Consider the following 24,709-nt stretch of genomic DNA (forward strand, 5'->3'; position numbering starts at 1 on the left):
TTTCAACAAGCAAAAACAATGCCGCACAATAACTTTTCTTCTTTAGCTTATAAACGATTTTAACAGCGGGGTGAATCAGCTCTGCCGCATCACACTGACAGCAATGGCATAATCCTTGCCGTGCGATATGGAGACCTCAATGTCCGGGCGCTTAATGCCCCTGACATAAACCTCAGGAGCGCCGCCGCGAACGGGTAAAACCTCAATATCCGAAAAGCCTATTCCGCGCATTCCGGTTTTGAGGGACTTTGATATGGATTCTTTGGCTGCGAACCTCCCCGCAAGGAAGTTGAGCCCGTTTTTGTTTCTTTTATGAAAAACAGCCTGTTCGCGCTCCGAGAGTATCTTGTCCAGAAACCTCTGCCCGAAGCGGGCGTAAGCCGCTTTTATCCTGTAAAGCTCAACAATGTCACAGCCCAGCATGGAGCGCGGCCCTGTCTATGGCTTCCCTCATATCCTTCACCGCCTGAGTGAGTCCGGTGAAAATGCTTCTGGCTATGATGGAATGCCCGATGTTCACCTCATGCATCCCTCTGAGGGTAACCACTTCACCGACATTTTTATAGTTAAGCCCATGACCGGCGTTAACAATAAAGCCTGTTTCAAGAGCAAAATCAGCCGCGGTGGCAAGCTTGGTGAGCTCACCCCTTTTCTGCATCCCCTGTGCCTCGGCATAGCTTCCTGTGTGAAGTTCGATGTATTTTGCCCCTGTTTCATAGGCTTTTGCTATCTGCCTGTTATCAGGGTCTATGAATATGCTCACTGCAATTCCTGCGTTCATAAGCTTCTCAACAGTGTATTTCACAGTGTCATAATTGCCTATAACATCAAGCCCGCCCTCGGTGGTGAGTTCCTCACGCTTTTCCGGCACAAGTGTGCAGGTTTCGGGCAGAACTGCGAGGGCTATCTGTATGATCTCCTCGCTGCATGCCATTTCAAGGTTCAGGGGAATATTTATGGTTTCACGCAGAAGCATGACATCACGCTCGTTTATGTGCCTTCTGTCTTCCCTGAGGTGGACGGTTATACCGTCTGCGCCGCCCAGTTCCGCCAGAACAGCCGCCTGAACGGGGTCTGGCTCATGCCCTCTTCTTGCCTGTCTTACCGTGGCTACGTGATCTATATTTACGCCGAGTTTTACCATTACTTCCTGCCTATTTCATCCGTTATGCTTTTGGTTATGTCCTGAGCTATTTCCGTGATTTCGTCATGGTCATCACCTTCTGTCATGACCCTGATCTTGTTCTCCGTGCCGGAGTAGCGCACAAGCACCCTGCCCCTGCCTTTCAGCTTTTCCTCTGCTTTTCTGATAAGAGCGGCAGACGCTGTAAGCTCTTCCAGCGGAACCTTCTTTTCCACCATTTCATTGATCAGCACCTGCGGAAAAAGTTCGATAAACTGCTTTAATTCGCTGAGCCGCTTCCCGGTTCTGCGCATAACCTTCAGAAGCTGAATGGCGCTTACCATTCCGTCCCCTGTGGTGTTATAATCGGAGAAGATCATGTGTCCGCTCTGCTCGCCGCCTATGTTGTAGCCGCCCTCAAGCATTTTTGCCAGCACGTATCTGTCGCCCACGGCGCAGCGCTCAAGGTTTATGCCTATACCGTTCATCGATTTCTCGAAGCCGTAGTTGCTCATAACAGTCGCCACAAGGGTATTTTTGTTAAGCCTGCCTTCCAGCTTCATCTGACGGGCGCATATACCCATGATGATGTCGCCGTCGACCACCTCACCGTTCTCATCTGTGAAAATAACCCTGTCAGCATCGCCGTCAAAGGATATGCCCACATCAGCGCCCTGTTTTCTGACCAGTTCCGCGCTTTTTTCGGGATGAACGGAGCCCACTCCGTCGTTGATGTTTGTTCCGTTCGGCTCAACACCTATTGTGGTGACATTAGCACCCAGCTCCATCATAGCCATGGGGGCAACCCTGTAGGCGGAACCGTTGGCACAGTCCATAACTATCTTCATCCCCATGAGATCAAGATCCTTATCCAGACTGCTTTTCACAAACTCAACATACCGCCCGACCGCAGTGTCTATCCTGTATGCCTTGCCTATGTTCTCGGCGGAGATCGAAACCTCGCCTCCGTGAACCATGCTGTCGGTCTTCTGCTCTATGGCAAGCTCAACCTCATCGGGCAGCTTAAGCCCCTCTGAGGAGAAAAATTTGATTCCGTTGTCGTAGTAAGGATTATGAGAGGCGGATATAACCACACCTGCATCAGCCCTGAGACTGCGTGTGATGAACGCTATGGCGGGCGTGGGGATAACGCCTATCTGTACAGCATCCACACCCATGGAGCATATTCCAGCCACGAGCGCATTCTCGAACATGTAGCCTGAAATACGAGTATCTTTTCCCACAACAATTCTGTGAGCTTTTTTGCCGTTTTTAAACTGCTGCGCCGCCGCCTGACCAAGACGAAGCGCGAATGAAGCCGTCATGGGGAATACGTTTGCCTTTCCCCTGACCCCGTCGGTTCCGAAATATTTTCTCACCCTTATTCACCTTTCCGTTCGAGCTTAATCCTAACCTTATCAGGGGTAATTCTGAGTACCTGATACCCCTCGGCTTTGCTTGAATATACTTTCATTGTGTATCTGCCGGGCTTGTCTGTATTTTCAAGATCCACGTAGAATTTAATCTTTTTCTCAATATTTTCAGGAGTAAGCAGGTCCTTGCGCCCTTTCACCCTCACTGAGACAATGTCATTGATCGCTGCGGACAGGCCGCTGTCAAGGTTGACAGCAATTACGGACACATTGTCAACAGTGTCCTCAACAATGTTTTCCTTAAAGCTCACATACACTTCAACCTGTTCAGGCGCGGAGGTGAGCACTCCGTCAGTTTCTTTTATCCCTATGCTGTATGTAAGCCCTTCCTTCTTGGAGGAGAGGTTCACCGGTTTTGTCTCGATGGAGTTGATTCCGGCAAGTTTTTTAGTTGCTCCCTGAATCTCAACATACTCAGGGTATACTGTTACACTGCCAACCTTAAAACCCGGATGCGGCTCACCGATGAAGGTGGGGACAACCTTGGTTGATTTTTTAACCAGCTTGTCCACTGTGATATTTATCCCCTCAGGCTCAACCCGCACAAGCTCCACACCGGAGGGGAGTTTGATTTCAGAGGGTACAAGCCTGTGGTATGTATCACCGTAACCCAGAGCGGAAACATCCACCTCAATTGTTACGGCATTGTAATCCAGAGCACGCATAAGCCCTCTGGGAGTTTTGGCTGTGACATTCACATGGGTATCGGCAGAAACGGCCACAAGCTCGCCCTGCATGTTTTTAAACCTCACCGGAGCGTAAACGCTGAACTCCTGATACTCCCCTGTAACCAGGCCGAACCAGAGAGAAACAGCGATAACGATTGAAAGTATTTTCAAATGAAGGTTTTTCATTTTTTCTTAGTCCCTCTTCTGTCCGCTTCAAAGAGTTCTTTCAGCCTGACCCTCAGCATCTCAGCGTCAAGCTCCTCGCTCAGCACACCCTTGTGAGCCACAGTAATGGAGCCTTTCTCCTCGCTGACGGTCACGCTCACTGCGTCCGTTTCCTCAGTAATGCCTATGGCTGCCCTGTGGCGGGTTCCGTAGTTTTTACCTATGTCAACCTTCTTGCTCAGGGGGAGTATGCACCCCGCCTTGAGGATTTCACCGTCCTTTATTATCACCGCTCCGTCATGAAGGGGCGAGTAAGGGATGAATATGCTTATAAGAATATCTTTGGTAACAAGGCTTCTCAGTGTTTCCCCCGTTTCGAGGTAATGCTCAAGGTCTGTGTTGCCTTCTATAACGATGAGAGCACCTATCTGCCTGTTGGCAAGTATGCTTGCAGCCTTGACTATTTCATCCAGAACCTTGCCTGTTGATTTCCCGCCGGAGCCCAGCATTCTTGTTTCACCGAAGACCGCCAGTGCACGCCTTATTTCAGGCTGAAAGAGAACCACAAGGGTTATGAAAAGATAACCGGTGAAATTGCTCAGTACCCAGCTTGTGGTTTTGAGCCCCATGTATTTGGAAGCAAAGGAAATAACAATAAGAAGAAGAACGCCCAGAATCATCTGTATGGCTCTTGTGCCCTTTATGAGCAGAAGAACCCTGTACGCCACAACGGCGATTATGGTTATATCAAGAATATCAATAAGTGTTACGAACTTTAAAAACTCAGGCATCACACCCTGCCTTTCTTAAGAAATCAACCACCTTAATCATCTCGGCGGTTTCCGCCACATCGTGGGAACGGATAATGTCAGCCCCCTTGAAAACGGCGACCGCCTCAAGGGATTTTGTTCCGATAAGCCTCTCCTGCGGCGGTTTTCCGGTTATACCGCCGATCATGGATTTTCTGGAAACTCCCACAAGGAGCGGAAAACCCATTGAGGTGAATTCCTCCAGATATTTAAGGATAACGTGATTATCCGTTAAAGTCTTTCCGAATCCGAACCCCGGATCAAGAATTATGGAATCCTCTCTTACGCCCGCTTTCACAGCAGTATCCGCCGAATCGTAAAGGAAGTTTTTAACCTCTTCAAGCAGGTTGGCGTATGAGGGCGCATCCTGCATGCTTTTCGGCTCGCCCTTGATATGCATCACACACAGCGCTGCGCCGAAATCCGCGCATACTTTTGCCATGTCCGCATCAAAGGTAAGACCGCTGACATCATTTATCATATCGGCTCCGTTTTCAAGAGCCTTTAGCGCTGTTTTGCTTTTATAAGTGTCTACAGACACAAAAAGATTCATTTCCTTAGCAAGCTTAACAGCGGGGAGCACTCTTTTCAGCTCTTCATCAAGTGAAACAGAGTCCGAACCGGGTCTGGTGGACTCACCGCCGATGTCGGTTATATCAGCACCCTGAGAGGCGAACAAGGCAAGCTTTGCCCTGATTCCCTCTTCATCAGTGAGGATGCCTCCGTCGCTGAAAGAATCCGGGGTCACATTAAAAATACCCATAACCAAAGGTTTTTCCAGTGAAAATTCCCTTCCGCATGAAAAGAATGAACGTTTTTTTGATTTTACGAGAAAAGATTTGAGATCGGCTGCGATCTCAGACAGATTAAAGGGCTGAACGGCAAGCCTTCCGGCCAGAGCTTTCAGCCCTCTTTCAGTGCCGATGATAAGAACATCCGTTCTCTCCACCGTACAGTTTACCGTGCCTCTGCACACGGCGGCATCTATACCGCATGCAAGAGCTTCCTGCTTTATAATATTACCCTGAGCAGGCTTAAGCCCGCATATTTTAACAGCGCGGGCTGCAGCTTTGTCTGCCATTCTCAGGGCGTAGGGGTCTACACCTACTTTTTTCAGTTCATAGATTATCCGCTCTTTTTCGGGCGTTACCTCAAACAGTCTCAACTTGCGCTTCTTCCCCTTCCTTAACCTCGGCGGATTCAGCTTTAACTTCGCTTTTTCTTTCGATGGGCAGAAGCATGGCGGGGTCTATCTCCCCTGATTCGATTTTTGCTGTCAGCTCATCTATTTCATGTCCGTCGATGGTTTCTTTTTCAAGGAGAAGTCTGGTGACGGCGTGCAGCAGTCCCATGTTATTTTTAAGTATATCCTTAGCGTTGTTATAACCGGTGAGCACGAAGCGCTTAACTTCCTCATCGATCATAACAGCCGTTGATTCGCTGTAGTCTTTCGTATGTCCGAAATCGCGTCCGAGGAACACCTGATCATCCTTCTTACCGAAGGCGAGAGGGCCCATCTTCTCGCTCATACCCCATGAGCAGACCATCTTGCGGGCTATGTCGGTGGCGCGTTCGATGTCGTTTCCGGCACCTGTGCTCAGTCTGCCGTATATAACCTCTTCCGCACATCTTCCCGCCATGAGAACAGCAAGCATGCCTTCCATAAACTCCTTGGTGTACATGTGTCTGTCATCCTCAGGAAGCTGCTGGGTAACGCCGAGCGCCATTCCTCTGGGGATAATGCTTACCTTGTGGACAGGGTCAGCACCGGGAACAAGCTTGGCGACTATTGCGTGGCCTGCCTCGTGGTATGCTGTGTTTTCCTTCTCCGCGTCTTTGATAACCATGCTGCGTCTTTCCTTGCCCATGGTTACTTTATCCTTGGAGTCCTCTATGTCTTTCATGTCCACTTTTTCCTTGTTGCGTCTGGCGGCAAGGAGAGCGGCCTCGTTAACAAGGTTTGCCAGTTCCGCTCCGGCAAAACCGGGGGTTCCTTTTGCTATGGTTTCAAGATCCACTTCGGGATCGAGGGGTATTTTGGTTGTGTGCACTTTAAGTATCTGGAGCCTGCCCTGCATATCCGGTCTGGGGACAACCACCTGTCTGTCAAACCTGCCCGGTCTGAGCAGAGCGGGGTCGAGAACGTCCGGCCTGTTTGTGGCAGCAATAAGGATAACACCTTCATTGGATTCAAACCCGTCCATCTCAACGAGAAGCTGGTTGAGGGTCTGCTCCCTTTCATCGTGCCCGCCGCCGAGACCTGCGCCTCTGTGACGGCCCACAGCATCTATCTCATCCACGAAAATGATGCAGGGGGCATGCTTTTTACCCTGATCAAAAAGGTCGCGCACACGGGAAGCACCCACGCCCACGAACATCTCCACGAAGTCCGAGCCGCTTATGCTGAAAAAGTTTACGCCCGCTTCACCGGCAACAGCTTTTGCCAGCAGGGTTTTACCTGTTCCCGGAGGGCCCACGAGGAGTACGCCTTTGGGGATTTTACCGCCGAGCTTCTGGAATTTATGGGGGTCTTTAAGGAACTCTATTATTTCCTCAAGCTCTTCCTTCGCCTCTTCAATACCCGCAACATCCTTGAAAGTGACCTTCTGCTGATCCTGCGTGAGGAGCTTCGCCTTGCTTTTGCCGAAGCTGAAGGCCTTGCCTCCGCCCCCGCCCCCCTGCATCTGGCGCATGAAGAAAATCCAGACACCGATAAGCAGTATCATAGGCAGCCATGAGATAAGAACCTGCATATACCACGGGCTCTTGTCAGGCGGACGTGCGGTTATTTTAACCTTATGGTCAACAAGCAGTTTCACAAGTTCGGGATCATTCGGAGCATAGCTTTCAAACTGGGTTCCGTCCTTGTACTGTCCGTTGAGCTTTTCCTGTTTAATGGTAACGGAATCAACCTCGCCGCTCTGAACGGACTGAAGAAACTCCGAGTATGATATGTTCTTGATGACTCCCTGAGTTCCTGAAATTATGTTAAACAGGAACACCATGATGAATGCTATAACAAGCCAGAGAGCCATATTTTTATAGAGGTTGTTGTTCATTTCTCCTCCGAATTATATTTTAACTGAACTTTCAACCGCGTGCCGCAGCTGAGCAAAAGCGATATATAACACAATATTGTCAAGCTTTTACTGAAACTCAACCACTCTTATATCCGCAAGGTTCCGGTATTTACCGTCATAGTCAAGCCCGTAACCCACAACAAATTTGTCCGGTATGGAAAAGCCCACGTAGTCAGGAGTGAAGTCCATTATACGCCTTGAAGGCTTATCCAGAAGAGCACACACACCGACATATTCGGGGTCGCGCACCTTAAGCATCTTGGTAAGATAATTGATAGTATAGCCCGTGTCCACAATATCTTCCACAAGAAGAACACATTTGTCTTTCAGTGGTTTATCAATATCACAGACAAGCTGTACCGAGCCGCTTGACTTTGTGCTGGCGCCTTTGTAGCTGGAAACCGTTATGAACGCAGTTTCAACCATAGGTTTATCAAGCCTTCTCACCAGATCCGCCATAAAAATGAAAGAACCCTTAAGAACGCCCACGACAAGAAGCTCCTTGCCCGCAAAGTCGTTATTTATTTTCTCTGCCAGCTCAGCGACTTTTCCGCTGATGCTCTCTTCCGATATGTAACCCGCAAGTGTGTGCTTGTTCACGAACCCTCCGCAACTGTCCATAAATATACATAAAAACAGGTTCTATGGACACTGGAACTTTTCAGGAAAAAATACTTTTTTAGTCAACGGAAAGGATAAAGTCAAACAAAAATAATCCGTTAATAGTAATTGCCTAATCATCCTCAGCCTTGCGGAGAGATATATCCTGATTCTGAAAAACCCTTTCAGTCCAGATAATTTTACCGTCTTTCTCCGCAATAAGAGCCCTGTCTCTGTCAAAAAGTTCAGTTTTACTGTTTATAAAAATATCTTTAAGCTTTCTGCCGCCTATGCGGTCGCCGTTCCTGCGGGTTCTTACTGTTATTTCCGCATCAATGAGCGCTCCGGAAAACTCCAGCACCCTGCCGCCTGCCGTCAGTTCCCTTTCTCCCGCCTGCTTTACTGCGCTTACGGGCTTTATAAGTTCCGAGTGAAACACCCTCAGTCTGCCGTACGAGCATTCCGCATTATAGCCCTCCGGCAGATCGATCCGGGCAGATTCACTCTCCGATGCCAGTGCAAGAACAGTATCAACATGCCTTTTCTCCGCGCGGAAGCACCCGGAAAGCATCCGCCGCACAACCCACGCCTGTTCAAGCGGGCTCAGGGCAAAAAGCCTGTCAGTTTCCGCAATAAACACCCCGCCGCTGTGGCTGTATACCCCGCAGCAGCGCTTCTCAGTCTCCGCATCAAGCAGGGCAGACTGCTCCATAAGCTGTATAACTTTGTCCAGAAAGGCGGGATTATATCGTTTTATCTCTGAAACCACCTCTCCCCTCACCCAGTTACGCAGGTATGAGGAGTCCAGATTCGTTTCATCGAAAGTGGTCTCTATGCCATTCTTTTCTATATATTCCAGAACATCTTCCGTGGAGATTTTCAGCATGGGGCGGAAGATGTTCCCCCTCGTCAGCCTTATACCGCCGAGAGAGTGAGGGGACGCGCCCTGAAAAACCCTTATGAAGAAGGTTTCCGCCATGTCGTCTCTGGTGTGGGCGGTGAGGATCAGTTCAAACTCTCCCCTTTCAGCAGCGGCTTCCAGAGCCTCATAGCGGAGCTTTCTGGCTGCATGTTCCAGCCCCTGCCCCTGTTTTGAAGCCAGTTCGGGAACATTTCTTTTCTCCGCATAAAAGTCTATACCGCGCTTTTCGCAGAACGCACGGCAGAAAGCCTCATCCCTGTCCGCATTTTCACCGCGTATCATGTGATTGACATGACAGGCTCCGAAGGCAATTTTCAGCCTTTGCGAATTAATATAAAGCCAGTGGAGAAGAGCACATGAATCCTTTCCGCCGGAGAAAGCGGCAAGAACTTTCCTGCCCGCCATGCTTCCGGCGCTTTCTTCCATGTATCTGTCAAAGGATAAAATCATTCTGTTTGCGGTAAATTTCCGTAAATGTCTTTTTCTTTGCCTCAAAGCCTTCACGGCCGAGGAGCCCGTAGGCGTACTGCTTGCCCTCTTCAACACCGGGCTGGTCGAAGGGGTCTATATCGTAAGCGAGACCGATTACCGGCACAACATACTGATAAAGCATGAAAAGCTGACCGAGGGTATATTCGTCCAGCACATCCACAGTAAGTTTCAGTGAGGGCTTGCCTGTGTTTTTCAGGGCTGCCTCAGTGGCCTTAAGTTCCACATTGCAGAGCTCGCCCATTGTGTGTCCGCTTAAATAGTCATAAGCGGGGAAAGATGATTTCAGCGTTTTGTCGCTCTCGTGGTTCAGAACTTCTATAAAAGTCACAAGCTTGTCCGAGGGACCTTCCTTGAAAAGCTGCACAAGGGAATGCTGATCAACAACGCCCACTGACGGAACAGGGGTGGAGCCGAAGAATACCTCTTTTCCGCTGCGGTCGTACCTTTTGCCGAGGCTTTCGCCCCAGAGCTGGCAGAACCATGCCGAAAACGACTTAAGCCTTGAACTGTAGGGCATCATAACGTTCATGTTGCGCCCTTTGTCCATGTAATACATGTAGATAGAGGCGAGAACGAGAATCATCTCGTAATTATCTGCCGTGACCGAGGCTCCGCCCTTTATGAGCCTGTCAATATCCATGCCCAGAACAGCAGCGGGGAGAAGCCCCACAGGGCTGAGCACGGAGTATCTTCCGCCCACATTAGAGGGAACATCAAACGCGCGGAATTTCTTTTCGGAGGCGATGGAACGCATGATCCCCTTTTCAGGATCTGTTATAACCACCACTTTCTTTGATATATCTTTTACATTGCTCTTGAGCCATTCATAGATGATGTTGAAGTTTGCGGCTGTTTCCACCGTGCTGCCCGATTTAGAGATAACACACAGGAAAGTGTCGTCAGGTTCGCAGGTGTTCATTATGGAGGCGACTTTGGAAGGGTCGACATTATCCGCCACCCATATTCTGGGCTTGCTGCCCCTCTCCCCGTAGGAAAGCGAGTTGTAGCCGAAAGGCAGCAGAGCATCGCACAGGGTTTCAAGCCCAAGGGATGAGCCGCCTATGCCCGCCACTATGAAGTCATTCACGGAGCCTTTTATCTCCTTGGCGAAGCTCTTCATGGCGACCGTGTTCTGCCCTTTTAGGTTCGGGAAGCCCACCGCACCGGAGTTAACAAGGTCTATCAGTCTGGAAAGGCCTAGTCTGGCTTTCTCCTTGTACTGCTCGAAGTCAGCCTCGCCCATGCCGCCTTTAATAAAAACGGATGACGTATAGTTATAATCCAGCCTGATCCTTTCCATCGCAAACCTCCAGAAAGCTCAGGGCTTCGCTCAGCGTGCGTACCCTGTGTACATTTTTTAGCACATCCATAAAGGACTTTCCATAATTTTTAGTTAACAGGCGGTCATCCAGCACCACCCAGAGCCCCATATCATCCTCATGGCGGAAGAGTCTTCCCACTGCCTGCTTAAAGTAAATCACGGCACGGGGAAGGAAAAAATCCATGAAAGGATTGCCGCCGTTATTTTTAACCTTCTCGGATTTCTGTTTGAGAAAAGCATCATCCGGGTATTCAAAAGGGAGCTTGTCCAGCACAACGCACTTAAGCCCTGTGTGAGCAAAATCCACCCCTTCTCGGAAGATGTTGCAGCCTATGAATATGCCCCCTGTCTCCAGTTCCCGGTCGCTTATATCCACATTCCCCTGCATAAAAATCTTCTTGTGGGGCATAGTGTTTTCAAAGAGAGCGGCAAGCTCCTCCATCCTTCTCGTGCTGTTGCATATAACAAGCATTGAGCCCTCAAGGCGGGAGGCAAGGGAGGTGTATATTCCGTCTGCGTTTTTATCGTTCCATAAACCTTTGGGAACGTAAATACGCCCTCTGGTCTCGTAATCGAAAACCGCACCTGTTTTAAGTGCGTTGACCTCGCTTGCGTCATAGCCAAGCTCCGAAAGGAAATAGCCGAAGCTGTCCCCCGCGGTGAGTGTAGCGCTTATGAACAGAGGGGAAATGCAGGTTCCTTTCAGGCCTTCCCTGAAATTATCGCCCGCGATAAGCGGAATAAATTTCACTGTGAAAGAGCCCGCTCCCGCTTCGCAGAGCCTCACTCCCTCCTCATCCCCGCGTATGGGGACAAGGGCGGCTTTCAGCTTTGTGAAAGGGTCTTTTATCTCTTTCTCTGTCTTGTCTTCTATTATTCTGAAAACTGTTTCTACGTATCTGTCCACATCCCCTTTCATCTGCTCAAGGAGCATGCGGCTTTCCCTTACTCCGGCAAGGAGAGTGTTGTAGGCTCCGGTGGCTGTTTCCACATCTTTCGGTGAGAAATGCGCCTTGTTCTCACGTATGAGGGACATGAAGCTCCGCAGGTTGATGTCGCTCCCTGCGAACTGCGGGTAAATATCCGGCAGGGCGTGCGCCTCATCGAATATTACATGCTCGGCGAAGTCGAACACAGCGCCGAACTCGCTTTTGCTCTTCATTGCTATATCGCTTGCTATGAGGTGATGGTTGGTGACGATGACATCCGATGCGTTCGCCGCCTCCTTTGCCCTGTAGAATGAGCAGTGGGCAAAAAACTGACAGCCGCTTCCGGAGCATTGGTAGCTGTCTGCGGTCATTTTCTCTATGACCTCCCCGCCGAACATGCCGAAGGGTATCTCTATCACGTAGTTTTCGGCTATCCCTTCAAACCACTTAACCGCATCGGGGTAAAAGCTTGAGTTCGGATAAACCAGACGAAAAAAACGCTCATGGCAGAAGTAATTCCTGCGCCCTTTGAGATAGTACACCGTTGGGGAATGTCCGAAAAGCTTTGAAGCTATGGGAATATCCTTGTTCAGGATCTGGAGCATGAGCTGCTTTGTCTTGGTGGATATTATCACCTTCCGCTCAAGCTCAAGGGCGGGAATAAGGTATGACAGAGTCTTGCCGGAGCCTGTGGGTGCCTCAACCACAGCCGGAACATGACCGCTCATAGATTTATGGATGAACTCCGCTATCTCCGCCTGCTGCTTCCTCGGCCTGTAGCCGCTCAGCACTGACGGCAGAAAGTCTTCATCTTCAAAGTAATTTTTTATATTCATATCATCACAGGAAAATTTATATCACACAGCGGCGGAAGTATAAACAAATTATTATTTACGCAAAAACAGTCATACAACAAATTGATAATTTAATTTCAATGAGTTAAACTAATCAAAAAGTTACAAGGAACTTCAAAATGATGCGGGCAGGTCTATCTAATATTTCTCCATCAGGTTCATCGAAAGAATACAATCAACAACTGTTTATCTGGATAGATATTTTAGGTTTCAGCAGTATAGTTGAAGATGAGGTAAAATATACTGAGCTTGCTAATATACTAGACAACTTCAAGAATGCGTTTACAAAATTACAAGGATGCCAAGCGGATATAATATCTGATGGGATAATAATAAACATAGATATTTCTGATCGAGACACTATTAGCAAAGTATTTAAATCAATCGGAGAAAAACAGTACGAGTTTATCCTCAAGGATAGGCACTTTATTCGTGGGGGTATTGCGGTAGGGAGCAGGCTTAAACAAGATCAAGAAAACAAATCATACATCAGCAACGGACTAGCGAGGGCGGTAAAAATTGAGAACACAAAAATTAACTGGCCTATCGTTGGCACAAATAAAAATCATTTAAATGAAATTAGAGAAAAATTGAACATACAAGACCCTGAAGAAAATTTTAATCTTATAAAATGCTTTAATAAAAATGGTGAAGATATTTACTTTATTGATTTTATTAACGAAGAAAACGAATCGTTTTATAATTTAATTGATAGCAAAATAGCTGAATATAAAAAAGAAACATCAGTGAGAGATAAGTATGTCTGGCTTTTAAGGTATTATCATCACAAATTTAAACAACCTTTACAAAAAAATTGCCTTGATGGGTGGATTTTATGACCTTTATAAATCTTGAATTACTAAAAAATAATCAAGAAGATGATAAAAGTGAGCTCGTTTATATAGACCAGATTGTAAATAATAAGCTTTCAGTAATTCTGGGTTCACCTGGAAGCGGAAAAACATCTATTCTTAAAAAGTTTCAAGAAGAAAAGCAAAAAACCGCACAATACACGACAGTCAGAGAATTTTTAATAAATAACATTGAAATCAAGCAGGAAACTACTGTCTTGTTGCTTGACGGACTGGATGAATACAGAAGTATAAAACCAGATAAATCCTTTGTAACAAGGGAGCTAGGAAACAAGCTGAGGAATCTCTCTTCTAATATAGTAATTGCTTGCAGAGAAATGGATTGGTACGGTGATAATGATATAGAAGCATTAGAAGATTACCTAGACTCAGATGTTAATATTTATTACGTTCAGCTTTTAAGTGATGACAAAAAACGTGAACTGGCGCAATGCTACGGTATTGCAAACACAGATGATTTTATTAAAAAATACAAAGATTACGGTTTTCTGGAAAACCCGCAGATGTTCAAAATGCTGTATGAACTATCCCAAAACTCCCCTGAACAAATTGAAAAAAAAATGCAGCTTTTTGAAAAGTACATATCGTCAGCAAAAGAAAAGAACCACACAAGAATATACTCAGACTTAAAAAAGCTCAGCGAACAGGAAATTTTAGAATATGTCGGTTATATAGCTTCATATTATATACTATCAAGAGTCACAAAGTTTACTGATGACGTAATAAACATGATAAGTACCGATAAATACAGCGAAGAGAACTTAAAAAAAGCACTTGATACAACTTTGTTCAACGATAACTGCTTTACCCACAGAACAATTGCGGAGTTTGCATTTGCTTACTTCCTGAGTAAGGTCTTTTTGAGTAGTGAAAGTGAAAATAATCTCAGAAAAATCCGTTCGCTGTTTATAGTTAAGAACAAAATACCATCTGAATTGAGAGCAACCTATGCATGGCTATGTTCTATAAGTCAAAAAGAAGAATTAACTAACGCTGATCCCTACAATCAGATTATTTATGGAGATAACTCGCTTTTTGATATTGAATTAAAAAAAGAGATTATCAAACAAGTCAAAAAGTATTCACAGGAAACAGAGCCTTGGTTTTTGAACTCACTTCATGAACCGGAACTAATCGGATTCTATGATACAAAACTGGATGACTTTTTAATAAATGAATTTCAAGAATCTCTAAATATAAAAACTCACTATCGTTTTTTCATTTCAACAATAATTTCAACTGCAACCGGCCCTAGTGCAAAGTTAATTGACTTTATTAAAAACTATATTGATGAAAATAATGAGGATTATTCAGCTAAAACCGACTTTATCCAACTGCTTAAGGCTGATGTCAGCTTTTTAAAGCAGGTTCTGGATAAAATAAAAAATGCTGAGATTCCTGATTCAAGAGACTTAATAAAAAACAAAATACTAAGATACTTATACCTTAAAGAAATCACTCCGCATGAAGTTGTTGATTATGTTACGCTATATCATACTGACAGCTCTTTTGACTGTCTCTTCTTATTCTCGACTCCTTATGAAGAGAAACTGAAGCTTATTAAAAATCTTCTTATAAAGTTTAAAGAACTCCACAATGAAAAAGTCAGAAGACGTTTATATTTTCTGGAAAAATTCATCAATGATTACCTCCATGAAACAATATTCAGAGAACAAAATACTGCCGATAAAATATACTCAACTTTTTATGAGTTAAGCAGTAGTTATGACTTCTTTCATTTTGATTTTGAAGCTTTCAGAATCAACTCTGAAGAAAATGAAACAGAAAAGCAAAACCGTCTGGAAAAGCTCTCAAACGAGCTATACGCAAAGCATACAGACGATGATGCGAACATGGATATGCGCTATTTCATGATGAGTTTTTTCTCTAAATATCCTCCGACAAGACGAACAGAAATAAACATGAGTAAATTCAATAACACTAACTCAAAAGAAAAAAATGAATCTCTTTTACATATTCTCATAATAGGATTACCAAAAAATAAATCGGGAAAACCTAAATTAACGGAGGAAATCAAAGAAGTTATTAAAACACATAAGCTAGAAGAAACACTGAATGAAATGCTGAAACCTAAAAAGTGGGAAATTGAACAACGAGAACATGAAAAAAAGAGAAAAGAAAAGTCCGTAAAAATCAAAGAAAATAATGAAACATATTTCAGTGCGAGATCGGATGATGATATTCTATCTGACTTCGATGATCTTTTTTTTATATCCAGATTATTCTATATTACTCGTCAAAAATCAGAAATTAACTATCTGGAACAAAACACAGTTCAAAGACTCAAGCAAATTATGAAACAAGCGATATTCCAACCTGTCGATAATAAACTCTTAAGCTTGGAATCTTTGATAAATGACGCTCAATTAGAAAGCAGAAATGTTGACGACGTTTACTATGTATCGTGTGCTCTAAATAAACCGGAAGACCTTATTGCTCTCCATAAGACAATACTGGATTATGTTTTCATTCAATCATTAAGAAATGAAAATATACATGGCATTATTCCATTAAAATTTCACAACTATTATGAAAAAGAGTTCAAATCGAAATCCGAAAATATTATTAAGAATTTTTTAATTAGAATTTGTAAACACTTATTCAAAGAAAACTATGAAACAGTTTCAAATTACTTAAAGAATACAAAATATAGCAGTCTCAGAAAGCTCGCCTCAATTTCAGTGTTCCAGAATAAAGATCTTTTTAATACATTTTTATTTGAGTTTTTAAAAATATATGCTTTTGAGCTTTCTACAAATGATTTAGAAACACTCCAGCGGAACTCAGGAATTAATCAGGAAAACACCAATATTATTAAAGCACTGTTGTTATTAAATAACAATAACAAAGAAAACTTTACATTGAGTTCGGCATTAGCTGTTTTCGGTCTGATGGATAGGGACAGAAAATACTTTTCATTTAAAATTACAAATAAAATGAAAGTACGTCTGATTGATTTCATGTTTAATTCCTTTAACACTGAGGATCTTATCAAACATAGAAACGGAGTCCAATCAATCCACGACCAATGCGCATCATTTTTGAGAGAACACATTATAAATGATTTGCCTTATAACGATTTAAAATATTTATTATCGCAACATAATAATGATGGCGACATATGGAGATACCGAATTTTAAGCCGTCTTAATCAAATAGAATCAACAAGAGCGAATGACAGTTACAATCCTTATTCAATTGAAAGTACAAAAAATTTTATATTATCTGAAGCAATAATAAATAAAAAAGATTTTTTCGAAGAAGTATACGCCCGGTTGGAAAAGCTGAGAGATAAAATTCAAAATAACAGAAACAACGAAAAGGATGCATTCTATAATCATCTTAAAAAGACAAAGACAAAAAAAGATGAAAATATGTGCAGAGATGAAATAATGCGTAACTTATCGAATCTGTACAATAAAGATATTCTGATTACAAAAGAGAAATATGAGGCTAATAACAGAGTTGACATCAATATCAAGTATAAAGCAAATACGGACTATGAAGTGCAGATTGAATGCAAAAATGACTCGAACAGTGAACTTTATAAAGGGATAAATGAGCAACTATATAAAAAATATCTGAATGGCTGTGAATTCGGAATATATATTGTATTTTTCTTCAATAAAACGAAAAATCAAGAAAACATGGTAAACAAAATTATAAGCAATATTCCACAAGAAAAAAGTGATTCCATTAAAGTTCTCTGCATAGATCTAACCTTTTAAAAATAAAACTGGCGAACAAAACATCTTTTTTATGCGTCCATTTTCTGATAGAATTTTTACCCGTCGGAGAGTTAAATGTTCAGAAAATTATCAGCAGTCCTCATAATTATCATCCTCAGCGTAAGCTGCGGAGCGGCAAAGCACGAAAAGCCCGCGCAGGCTGACGATCAGCAGCCGAAGGCGGAGGCTGTGGCTCCTGTTCATCCCGGACATCAGCCGGATGCATCCGAGTCCAGCAGGGTCACTCCCACTGTTCTTGCAATACGCAAAATTGAAGACAGCGTGGTGAACATCCGCACGGAAAAAACCGTGGAAACAAATGTCAGCCCCTTCTTTAATGATCCTTTTTTTGACGATTTCTTCGGACTGCGCAAACGCAGCTACAAAACCCAGAGTCTGGGCTCCGGTGTTTTTATCCGTGATGACGGAACGGTGGTCACCAACTATCATGTGGTAAAAGACGCCACAACTATTTTTGTTATAACCCGCGACAATGCCAACTACGAGGCAGAGTTCATCGGCGGGGACGAGTCCATTGACCTTGCTGTTCTGAAAATAAAAGACAATACAAAGAAATTTCCCGCAGCCACCCTCGGCACAAGCTCGGATGTGATGCTTGGCGAACCCATAATAGCCATAGGCAACCCCTACGGCCTCAGCAGTTCGGTGACGACAGGCGTAATCAGCGCCGCAGCAAGGATGATGAATATCGGCAACAACTACAGCGTGTTCATACAGACTGACGCACTCATAAACCCCGGCAACTCCGGCGGCCCGCTGATCAACATAAACGGTGAGGTGATAGGCATTAACACCGCCATCCACCGTCAGGCGCAGGGGATAGGCTTTTCCATCCCGGCGGACACCATAAAAAGAGTTCTGCCCGAAATAATTAAAAGCGGCAAGCTGCGCCGCGGCCATGTGGGTTTCACTGTCAAGGATACCGCTCAGGGTGAGGACATGATGCCTGTGATCGAATCCGTTGAAAAAAATTCCAACGCCGAAGAGATAGGGCTTAAACCCGGAGATCAGATTATTGAACTTGGCGGAGTGCCCATTAACAGTGAAGAGGTAATGTACCACATTCTCCGGAGCTATCCCCCCGGTTCGTCTGTGGAAGTAGGCATCAGAAGAGCAGACGGAACCTTTAAAGGAAGACTTGTACTCACAGAAAGGCCTTCCGATTTCGGATTAAAATATCTGGATACTAAATACGGTATTGCAGTGAACGAGAAAGATGGTTATCTTACCGTGGCAAAAAGCGAAGGTACGAGATATATAACAACGGGCGACATAGTCGTAGCTCTCAACGGAACGGAGCTTAACAGTCTTGAGCAGCTCAGCCGGATGATTGAGGAAAATCAGGACAAACCGTTCATACTCACGGTGTACAGAAACGGACGGCTTTTGCAGGTCAAGCTGAACCCGTAACTGACAATGCAAATCGGTACATCCTGTCCGGTTTGCATACACGCTCGCACCTTGCTAAGCAAGGCTTCGCTGCGCACGGCGGGCGGCACATCCATGTGCCTTGAAGATGACGGTGAGATAGATACGAGCACAGTACAATACACACTCCCATAAAGCGAGCGTGTACGAAAATACCACAGGATGAACGGATTTTTGTTATAGATATTGGTAAACTACACGCCCCAACGCTCCCACGGACGGGAGCGCGCCGTGCGAAGCGGAGACGAACGAAGTTCGGCGCGAGCGTGTACGAAAATACGACAGGGTGTACGGATTTTTGTTATAAATAAGAGGTATTAATGAGCAAAGCTTTTCTTGTGCTGGAAGACGGCACTGTGTTTGAAGGAAAAAGTTTCGGAGCAGACGGAACGTCAGAAGGTGAAGTGGTCTTCAACACCTCCATAACAGGTTATCAGGAAATACTCACTGACCCCTCCTACTACGGACAGATGGTGGCAATGACCTACCCGCTGATAGGCAACTACGGTGTTAACGAAGAGGATTTCGAGGCCGACCGCCCTTACCTCTCCGCTTTCATAGTCAAGGAGCACAGCAGGGTGCACTCAAACTACAGGTCTAACGGCAGTCTGGGTGATTTCCTTAAAAAATACGGCGTAATCGGCATAGAAGGCATAGACACCAGAAAGCTTGTCCGCCACATAAGGGAAAGAGGCTCAATGAACGCCGTTATCTCCACTCAGACGGAGGACATTGAAGCGCTCAGAAAACAGGCCGCAGGCATACAGACCATAGTCGGCAGAGACCTTGTGAAGGAAGTTACCTGTCAGAAACCATACGAGTGGACTCAGACAAGCTGGCAGCTCGGCACGGGCTACGGAAATATTGAAAGCCCCAAATACCACATTGCCGCGATAGATTTCGGCATAAAAAGAAACATTCTGCGCAATATGGCTGATCTCGGCTGCAAAGTGACGGTTGTTCCCGCCACCGCAACAGTTGAAGAGATAGATGCTCTCAAGCCTGACGGAGTTTTCCTCTCCAACGGCCCCGGAGACCCAGAAGCGGTCACATACGGAATAGAGCTCACAAGACAGCTTATAGGCAAATACCCCATGTTCGGCATATGCCTCGGCAACCAGATTCTGGGTCTTGCCCTCGGCGGAAGAACATACAAGCTGAAATTCGGCCACCACGGCGGCAATCAGCCTGTTATGGACAACGAGACAGGAAAAGTCGAGATAACCGCTCAGAACCACTGCTTCGCCGTCGATATTGAAAGTCTGGGCGATCAGGTTGAAGTAACCCACATGAACCTCAACGATAAGACAGTTGAGGGGCTGAAACATAAAAAATATCCGATATTCGCCGTTCAGTATCACCCTGAAAACGGCCCCGGACCCCATGATGCGACTTATCTTTTCAAAAGGTTCGTTGACATGATAGAGGAGAGCAAGGCGTAGGGCGATGGTTAAAAAAATCATCGCCGCCGTTATTGTAACGACAGTTATTGCTTTTGCGGTGACAGGTGTTCTGGGCTTATGGATCGTGAAATGCGAAAAGTTTCTGGAAACAACGGAAGTCACCCTTGAGCTTGACCTGCCGAAAAACGGCACATTTAATCAGTTTTACGACAGGGTGTTCACCTACCTGAACACCCCTCCCTATTTCCGGGAATATCTAATCCACGTCAAAAAGGCCGACAGGCGCATAAAATACGGCTACTACCGTGCCGAAAACATGCTGCTCAGGGATTATCTGGAAAATATTTTTAAGGGAACACAGTCCACTCTTAAGATTACCATCCCGGAAGGCTACAACATACACGACATAGCGTCAGTCCTTGAAAAGGCAAATATAATAAGCGCCGAGGACTTCCTGAAAACGGCTCTGGATGATGAGTTCATATTCAGACTGACGGGAATCCCCGCCCCAACCATTGAAGGCTTCCTTTACCCCGATACATACTTCTTTCCGCCTTACACCAAGGCGGACTATGTTATACGCACAATGTACGCCAACTTCCTGAACAATCTGCCCTATGACTTCGCCGAAAGAGCGGAGGAAAAAGGCTTAACCTTTTATCAGGCTTTGATACTGGCTTCAATAGTTCAGAAAGAGACCTACATAGATGAAGAGGCTAAAACCGTTGCCTCCGTCTTCTATAACAGGCTGAAAAAACGGATGCGGCTTCAGGCTGATCCCACAATAATTTACGGGAAATACGCCGAGTTTGACGGAAACATCCGCAAGGAAGATATAAGGGACGGTGAAAACCCTTACAACACATACGTTATACGAGGGCTTCCCCCCACTCCTATCTCCAATCCGGACAGACAGTCCCTTGAGGCGGCGGCATACCCCGCCGAGACCGATTATCTCTTCTTCGTAGCCAGACAGGACAGGACACACGTTTTCACAAAAACATACGACGAACACCGCAGACAGGTCTATCTGCATCAGATAAAACGGGGGCAGAAATGAGAGTGGCCGCCATAGATATAGGCTCAAATGCCGTAAGGCTCATTATAGCTGAGGTTCAGCACGGAACCCTCACCGAAATTATCCACACGGACAGAATTATAACAAGGCTCGGCAACGGGCTTAAAAATACAGGCAGAATCTCAGAGGAATCTGCCATGAAAACCCTCATTGCTCTCCAGAAGTTTGCAAAAGCCGCAGAGGAGCACAAAGCGGGCAAGCTGGCGGCTGTGGCCACCAGCGCAGTGCGTGAATGTTCCAACAGGGACGACCTGCTGATACCTGCGCGCGAGATAGGCGTGAATATAAACGTAATTGACGGCGAAACCGAGGCCGCTCTTGAGCTGGCGGGTGTTCAGTCCGGCATAGAGACAGGCGGACGCAGAACCCTGATTTTCGATATAGGCGGCGGCTCCACTGAGTTCATATATATTGAGCCGAATGTGCCCGCAAAGGTAATGAGCATACCCCTGGGTGTTGTGAAAATGGCTGATTCATACAACTTCCGTGATGTCTGCATCGAAGAGCACATGGACAGAATCCGCATACCGCTGTTTACAATTCTTAACGATGTAAGAAAAGAGATGGATTTTCAGCCGGAACTCCTTATCGGCAGTGCGGGAACACCGACAACCCTTGCCGCTGTGGATCTTGAGATGAAAGAGTATGACTGGAGAAAAATAAACGGTTACCCCTTGAAAAAATCGAGGATAGAACAAATATTCACTAAGTTATGTTCGCTCACGGCGGAGGAAAGGCTCCTTCTGCCCGGTATGGAAAAGGGGCGCGAGGATCTTCTTATCCCCGGAACCCTCATCACGCTGGAGCTTATGAGCATGACAGGGACGGAAACACTCACTGTTTCCGACTTCGGTTTAAGGGAGGGTCTAGCTGTTGCAGCCGCAAACAATTAATCTCATAGTCACGCCGTTCATAACCGGCTTAGTCGGTTATGTGACAAACTGGCTTGCAATCAAGATGCTCTTCCGCCCGCACAGGCGGAGGTGGTATTCATTCGGCTGGATAGGAGTGATACCCCGCAACCGCTCCAAGCTCGCATCCAAAATAGGCATTATGGTCGGTGAAAAACTGATAGGCGAGGAAGAGATAGCCAAGGCTGTCAAATCCGAGAATGTTCAGAACGCCATTTCCGCCACAATAGAAAAAGAGCTTGAGAAGTTCCTCAAAACCGACCACGGAAGCATAAGCGACATCCTTGAAAAAATAGGTCTCCATGAAGAAACAGTGATAAAAAAACTCACTGAGCTTCTGGCTGATGAAGCAACACTGAACAGCCTCAGCGATGCGCTTTCATCCATATCCGCACCCATGCTTGAGCGTCTGGCGGATACGGAAATAAGCAGCCTTCTCCCTGACGGAGGGCTTGAGCCTGTCCTTAAAAAAGTGTTCACTGAGGGCAAATGGCAGCCCGCGGTCATAAATGAACTCTCCAACAGGCTGAACAACCTTGTTCTCTCCGGAAAATCATTCGCTGATATTCTGCCTGACAAGCTGAATGAATCCACAGGCAAAATTGCCGATTTCCTCACAGACAGGGCACTGGATATTCTCGACAAGCTGTTTGAGGATGCCGAATCCCGCAATAAGGTTGCTGAAAGGCTCACAAGCCTTAAAGACGGCATGTTCGGCGGAGGCGGAATAGACCAGCTTAAACTCGGCTTTCTGAACATGTTCCTCAATGAGGACACTATAAACGACCTTGTGCAGGAGCACCTGCCCAAGCTCATCGGCGGAATAAAGGGCGATCCTGTCCTGAAACGCAGAATTTCTAACGGTATAAAAGGCAAAATAGACGATTTTCTCAAAAAACCGCTCTATGCCCACGCAGGGAAAATAGGTTTTGAAACCATATATGAAGTCAGAAGCGACTACATCACCCGCATTCAGAAATACCTCTCCTCGGAAGGCTTTGCGGAAAGCATATCAAAAGCCGCCTGCAACATGCTCACTGAACGCGGAGCTACCATCGGCTCTGCGGCACGGATGATAGGCATAGACCTCAAAAACGGGGACACGGCGCAGAACCTCATCAAAAAACTTGCGGGCTCAGGTGTGCTGAAAAACACCCTGCCCCACGCTATATACAAAATACTCAAAGGCATAAGGGCAGTTAACCTTTATGATGATATGCCGAAAAAGTCTTTTCTGGCGGTGAAAACCAAGCTTCTGGAGGAGATAAACATTCTTCTGGAAAAAAACGTGCCCGGCATGGTTCGTGCGGTGGATCTGCCCGGAATAGTTGAGAATAAAATAAACAAGCTGAATCTGTATGAGGTGGAGGACATTCTCTTTGACTTCATGAAGGATCAGTTCAAATGGATAAACAGACTGGGGTTTGTGCTCGGATTTCTGTTCGGGCTTGTTCAGATTGCCATTATCACACTGCTTTGAAAACAATACTTTTCTTACGCTGGCTAACAAAAAATTACTTCTTGCAAAATGACTTACAAATACAATATTCTGTCTACTAATTTATATGTAGTATTTTACGGTGTTCGGTGAACGGTTTCAACATTCGGGAAATTATTGAAAAAGAAAGTGTCATCACTCACTTTCAGCCTATAATCAGCCTTAAGGAAAAACGGGTTGTGGGTATAGAGGCGCTCAGCAGAGGCATTAAACCTGTCTGCGGGAGCATAATCCCCCCTTCTGTCATGTTTGAATCCGCCAAGCAGAACAACTGCCTTGTTGAGCTGGACAGGCTCTGCCGCAAAAAAGCATTGCAGAATTTCCGCGAATTTGCGCAGAATGAAGACCTGATCCTCTTCGTAAACCTTGATGCATCAATCCTGGACATGATCGAAATAAACGGCAAGTCATGGACAAAATCATTTGCTGATGAGGCAGGCATAGACTGCAGCATGATAGCAATCGAAATAGTGGAATCACGCGTGGAAAAGAACGAAAACCTGGTTCACTTCGTAAAAAAGCATAAGGACTACGGCTTTTTCGTCACTCTTGATGACTTCGGCGCATACCACTCCAACCTTGACCGCATTGTAAAATCCAAGCCAAACATTATAAAAATTGACCGCTCGCTGGTGGCAAACATGAATAATGACTACTACCAGCAGTCAATTGTACGTTCAATAATAGAACTTGCCCGAAAAATTGGCTCCCTCACCCTCGCAGAAGGACTTGAGACAGAAGAAGATGTCGTCAAGTGCTATGAGCTCGGCGTTGACCTGTTTCAGGGGTTTTATTTCAGCCAGCCAATAACCGATTACAACAGCATAAAAGAAAGCTGCGATGAGGAGATTGAAAAAATCTCAAAAAGCATAAAGGTGCACCTCAACGGCATAATAACCAGAAAACAGCAGCAGCATAAACATTTTGAGGCGATTCTGGACAGGCTTGTGGATGAGATACGCACCTCCGGCTCTGCCGCGGAGACATGCTTCCTGCAGGAAGTCATAGACAGGCATCTGGAAATCGAAAAAATATGCATTCTGGACAGCGAAGGCATACAGACCGCTCAGGCAGTCAGCAAAAACTGTGTTTCCAAAAACGGATTCCACAGACTTTACTGGCCAAGCACGGAAAACGTGGATCATTCTCTGAAAGATTACTATTATTTTCTGATGCGCCTTGATATAAAAAAGTTTTATACTGATCCGTTCATGTCCATCCTCTCCGGCAGGCTGTGCAGAACCATGTCATCCAGATACCTGCGCAGCGGAAGGGAAGAGGTCGTCTGCATTGATTTTGTGGAGGCAAAGGCGGATATGAATATTAATAAAAGCAGTTCGCTGTGAAAGTGGT

19 protein-coding genes are annotated in these 24,709 nt (G+C 45.6%); 8 read left to right on the forward strand and 11 right to left on the reverse strand.

Features of this window, described 5'->3' with window-relative positions:
- Window positions 1-75: 75 nt before the first annotated feature.
- The 11 genes from acpS to OSQ85_RS04555 form a co-directional block, all read right to left on the reverse strand.
- The gene (acpS, locus tag OSQ85_RS04505) at window positions 76-423 is read right to left on the reverse strand and encodes a holo-ACP synthase (protein ID WP_265821604.1); all 348 of its coding nucleotides are present in this window, start codon (window positions 421-423) and stop codon (window positions 76-78) included.
- A complete protein-coding gene (locus OSQ85_RS04510) occupies window positions 410-1,144 on the reverse strand; it encodes a pyridoxine 5'-phosphate synthase (RefSeq protein ID WP_265821605.1) in 735 nt (244 codons plus the stop codon). Before OSQ85_RS04510 ends, acpS begins: the two co-directional genes overlap by 14 nt.
- Window positions 1,144-2,502, reverse strand: coding sequence for a phosphoglucosamine mutase (gene glmM, locus OSQ85_RS04515; protein ID WP_265821606.1), 1,359 nt, complete (start codon window positions 2,500-2,502; stop codon window positions 1,144-1,146). Before glmM ends, OSQ85_RS04510 begins: the two co-directional genes overlap by 1 nt.
- Before the next feature lie 2 nt (window positions 2,503-2,504).
- Window positions 2,505-3,410 (reverse strand): CdaR family protein, encoded by a 906-nt coding sequence (locus OSQ85_RS04520; RefSeq protein WP_265821607.1) that lies wholly within the window; start codon window positions 3,408-3,410, stop codon window positions 2,505-2,507.
- A complete protein-coding gene (gene cdaA, locus OSQ85_RS04525) occupies window positions 3,407-4,180 on the reverse strand; it encodes a diadenylate cyclase CdaA (RefSeq protein ID WP_265821608.1) in 774 nt (257 codons plus the stop codon). Before cdaA ends, OSQ85_RS04520 begins: the two co-directional genes overlap by 4 nt.
- Entirely contained in the window at window positions 4,173-5,363 is a 1,191-nt protein-coding gene (folP, locus tag OSQ85_RS04530) for a dihydropteroate synthase (RefSeq protein WP_265821609.1), read from the reverse strand. The genes cdaA and folP overlap by 8 nt, the downstream gene beginning before the upstream one ends.
- A complete protein-coding gene (gene ftsH / locus OSQ85_RS04535; protein WP_265821610.1) occupies window positions 5,350-7,257 on the reverse strand; it encodes an ATP-dependent zinc metalloprotease FtsH in 1,908 nt (635 codons plus the stop codon). The genes folP and ftsH overlap by 14 nt, the downstream gene beginning before the upstream one ends.
- A gap of 87 nt (window positions 7,258-7,344) precedes the next feature.
- Complete coding sequence (gene hpt / locus OSQ85_RS04540) at window positions 7,345-7,878, reverse strand: hypoxanthine phosphoribosyltransferase (RefSeq protein ID WP_265821612.1); 534 nt, start codon at window positions 7,876-7,878, stop codon at window positions 7,345-7,347.
- 133 nt (window positions 7,879-8,011) lie between these two features.
- Window positions 8,012-9,250: a tRNA lysidine(34) synthetase TilS gene (tilS, locus tag OSQ85_RS04545; protein WP_265821613.1), complete on the reverse strand. Its 1,239-nt coding sequence runs from the start codon at window positions 9,248-9,250 to the stop codon at window positions 8,012-8,014.
- On the reverse strand, window positions 9,234-10,592 hold the full coding sequence (locus OSQ85_RS04550; RefSeq protein WP_265821614.1) for a glucose-6-phosphate isomerase: 1,359 nt from the start codon (window positions 10,590-10,592) through the stop codon (window positions 9,234-9,236). The genes tilS and OSQ85_RS04550 overlap by 17 nt, the downstream gene beginning before the upstream one ends.
- The gene (locus OSQ85_RS04555) at window positions 10,567-12,378 is read right to left on the reverse strand and encodes an ATP-dependent DNA helicase (RefSeq protein WP_265821615.1); all 1,812 of its coding nucleotides are present in this window, start codon (window positions 12,376-12,378) and stop codon (window positions 10,567-10,569) included. The genes OSQ85_RS04550 and OSQ85_RS04555 overlap by 26 nt, the downstream gene beginning before the upstream one ends.
- Window positions 12,379-12,515: 137 nt before the next feature.
- Here OSQ85_RS04555 and OSQ85_RS04560 point away from each other — a divergent pair, with 137 nt between their 5' ends.
- The 8 genes from OSQ85_RS04560 to OSQ85_RS04595 all read left to right on the forward strand — a co-directional run bounded on the left by OSQ85_RS04560 (window position 12,516) and on the right by OSQ85_RS04595 (window position 24,702).
- On the forward strand, window positions 12,516-13,235 hold the full coding sequence (locus tag OSQ85_RS04560) for a hypothetical protein (protein WP_265821616.1): 720 nt from the start codon (window positions 12,516-12,518) through the stop codon (window positions 13,233-13,235).
- Entirely contained in the window at window positions 13,232-17,017 is a 3,786-nt protein-coding gene (locus OSQ85_RS04565) for an NACHT domain-containing protein (protein ID WP_265821617.1), read from the forward strand. Before OSQ85_RS04560 ends, OSQ85_RS04565 begins: the two co-directional genes overlap by 4 nt.
- A 75-nt stretch (window positions 17,018-17,092) precedes the next feature.
- Entirely contained in the window at window positions 17,093-18,448 is a 1,356-nt protein-coding gene (locus tag OSQ85_RS04570) for a S1C family serine protease (protein ID WP_265821618.1), read from the forward strand.
- A 338-nt stretch (window positions 18,449-18,786) separates the two neighbouring features.
- On the forward strand, window positions 18,787-19,908 hold the full coding sequence (gene carA, locus OSQ85_RS04575; protein ID WP_265821619.1) for a glutamine-hydrolyzing carbamoyl-phosphate synthase small subunit: 1,122 nt from the start codon (window positions 18,787-18,789) through the stop codon (window positions 19,906-19,908).
- Between the two features lie 4 nt (window positions 19,909-19,912).
- Window positions 19,913-20,929: an endolytic transglycosylase MltG gene (gene mltG, locus OSQ85_RS04580; protein ID WP_265821620.1), complete on the forward strand. Its 1,017-nt coding sequence runs from the start codon at window positions 19,913-19,915 to the stop codon at window positions 20,927-20,929.
- Window positions 20,926-21,840, forward strand: a complete 915-nt coding sequence (locus tag OSQ85_RS04585) for a Ppx/GppA phosphatase family protein (protein WP_265821621.1) — start codon at window positions 20,926-20,928, stop codon at window positions 21,838-21,840. The genes mltG and OSQ85_RS04585 overlap by 4 nt, the downstream gene beginning before the upstream one ends.
- Window positions 21,821-23,338 carry a DUF445 family protein gene (locus OSQ85_RS04590; RefSeq protein ID WP_265821622.1) on the forward strand — a complete coding sequence of 506 codons (1,518 nt, stop codon included), beginning with the start codon at window positions 21,821-21,823 and terminating at the stop codon, window positions 23,336-23,338. Before OSQ85_RS04585 ends, OSQ85_RS04590 begins: the two co-directional genes overlap by 20 nt.
- A 107-nt stretch (window positions 23,339-23,445) precedes the next feature.
- A complete protein-coding gene (locus OSQ85_RS04595; protein WP_265821623.1) occupies window positions 23,446-24,702 on the forward strand; it encodes an EAL domain-containing protein in 1,257 nt (418 codons plus the stop codon).
- Window positions 24,703-24,709 lie beyond the last annotated feature (7 nt).

The sequence above is a fragment of the Geovibrio ferrireducens genome, from assembly GCF_026226615.1.
Lineage (GTDB): Bacteria > Chrysiogenota > Deferribacteres > Deferribacterales > Geovibrionaceae > Geovibrio > Geovibrio ferrireducens.

What these genes read in the sequence shown, in the direction of transcription:
- acpS (WP_265821604.1), bottom strand. Translation starts at nt 423, where the DNA reads ATGCTGGGCTGTGACATTGTTGAGCTTTACAGGATAAAAGCGGCTTAC.
- OSQ85_RS04510 (WP_265821605.1), bottom strand. Translation starts at nt 1,144, where the DNA reads ATGGTAAAACTCGGCGTAAATATAGATCACGTAGCCACGGTAAGACAG.
- OSQ85_RS04520 (WP_265821607.1), bottom strand. Translation starts at nt 3,410, where the DNA reads ATGAAAAACCTTCATTTGAAAATACTTTCAATCGTTATCGCTGTTTCT.
- cdaA (WP_265821608.1), bottom strand. Translation starts at nt 4,180, where the DNA reads ATGCCTGAGTTTTTAAAGTTCGTAACACTTATTGATATTCTTGATATA.
- ftsH (WP_265821610.1), bottom strand. Translation starts at nt 7,257, where the DNA reads ATGAACAACAACCTCTATAAAAATATGGCTCTCTGGCTTGTTATAGCA.
- tilS (WP_265821613.1), bottom strand. Translation starts at nt 9,250, where the DNA reads ATGATTTTATCCTTTGACAGATACATGGAAGAAAGCGCCGGAAGCATG.
- OSQ85_RS04550 (WP_265821614.1), bottom strand. Translation starts at nt 10,592, where the DNA reads ATGGAAAGGATCAGGCTGGATTATAACTATACGTCATCCGTTTTTATT.
- OSQ85_RS04555 (WP_265821615.1), bottom strand. Translation starts at nt 12,378, where the DNA reads ATGAATATAAAAAATTACTTTGAAGATGAAGACTTTCTGCCGTCAGTG.
- OSQ85_RS04560 (WP_265821616.1), top strand. Translation starts at nt 12,516, where the DNA reads ATGATGCGGGCAGGTCTATCTAATATTTCTCCATCAGGTTCATCGAAA.
- OSQ85_RS04565 (WP_265821617.1), top strand. Translation starts at nt 13,232, where the DNA reads ATGACCTTTATAAATCTTGAATTACTAAAAAATAATCAAGAAGATGAT.
- OSQ85_RS04570 (WP_265821618.1), top strand. Translation starts at nt 17,093, where the DNA reads ATGTTCAGAAAATTATCAGCAGTCCTCATAATTATCATCCTCAGCGTA.
- carA (WP_265821619.1), top strand. Translation starts at nt 18,787, where the DNA reads ATGAGCAAAGCTTTTCTTGTGCTGGAAGACGGCACTGTGTTTGAAGGA.
- mltG (WP_265821620.1), top strand. Translation starts at nt 19,913, where the DNA reads ATGGTTAAAAAAATCATCGCCGCCGTTATTGTAACGACAGTTATTGCT.
- OSQ85_RS04585 (WP_265821621.1), top strand. Translation starts at nt 20,926, where the DNA reads ATGAGAGTGGCCGCCATAGATATAGGCTCAAATGCCGTAAGGCTCATT.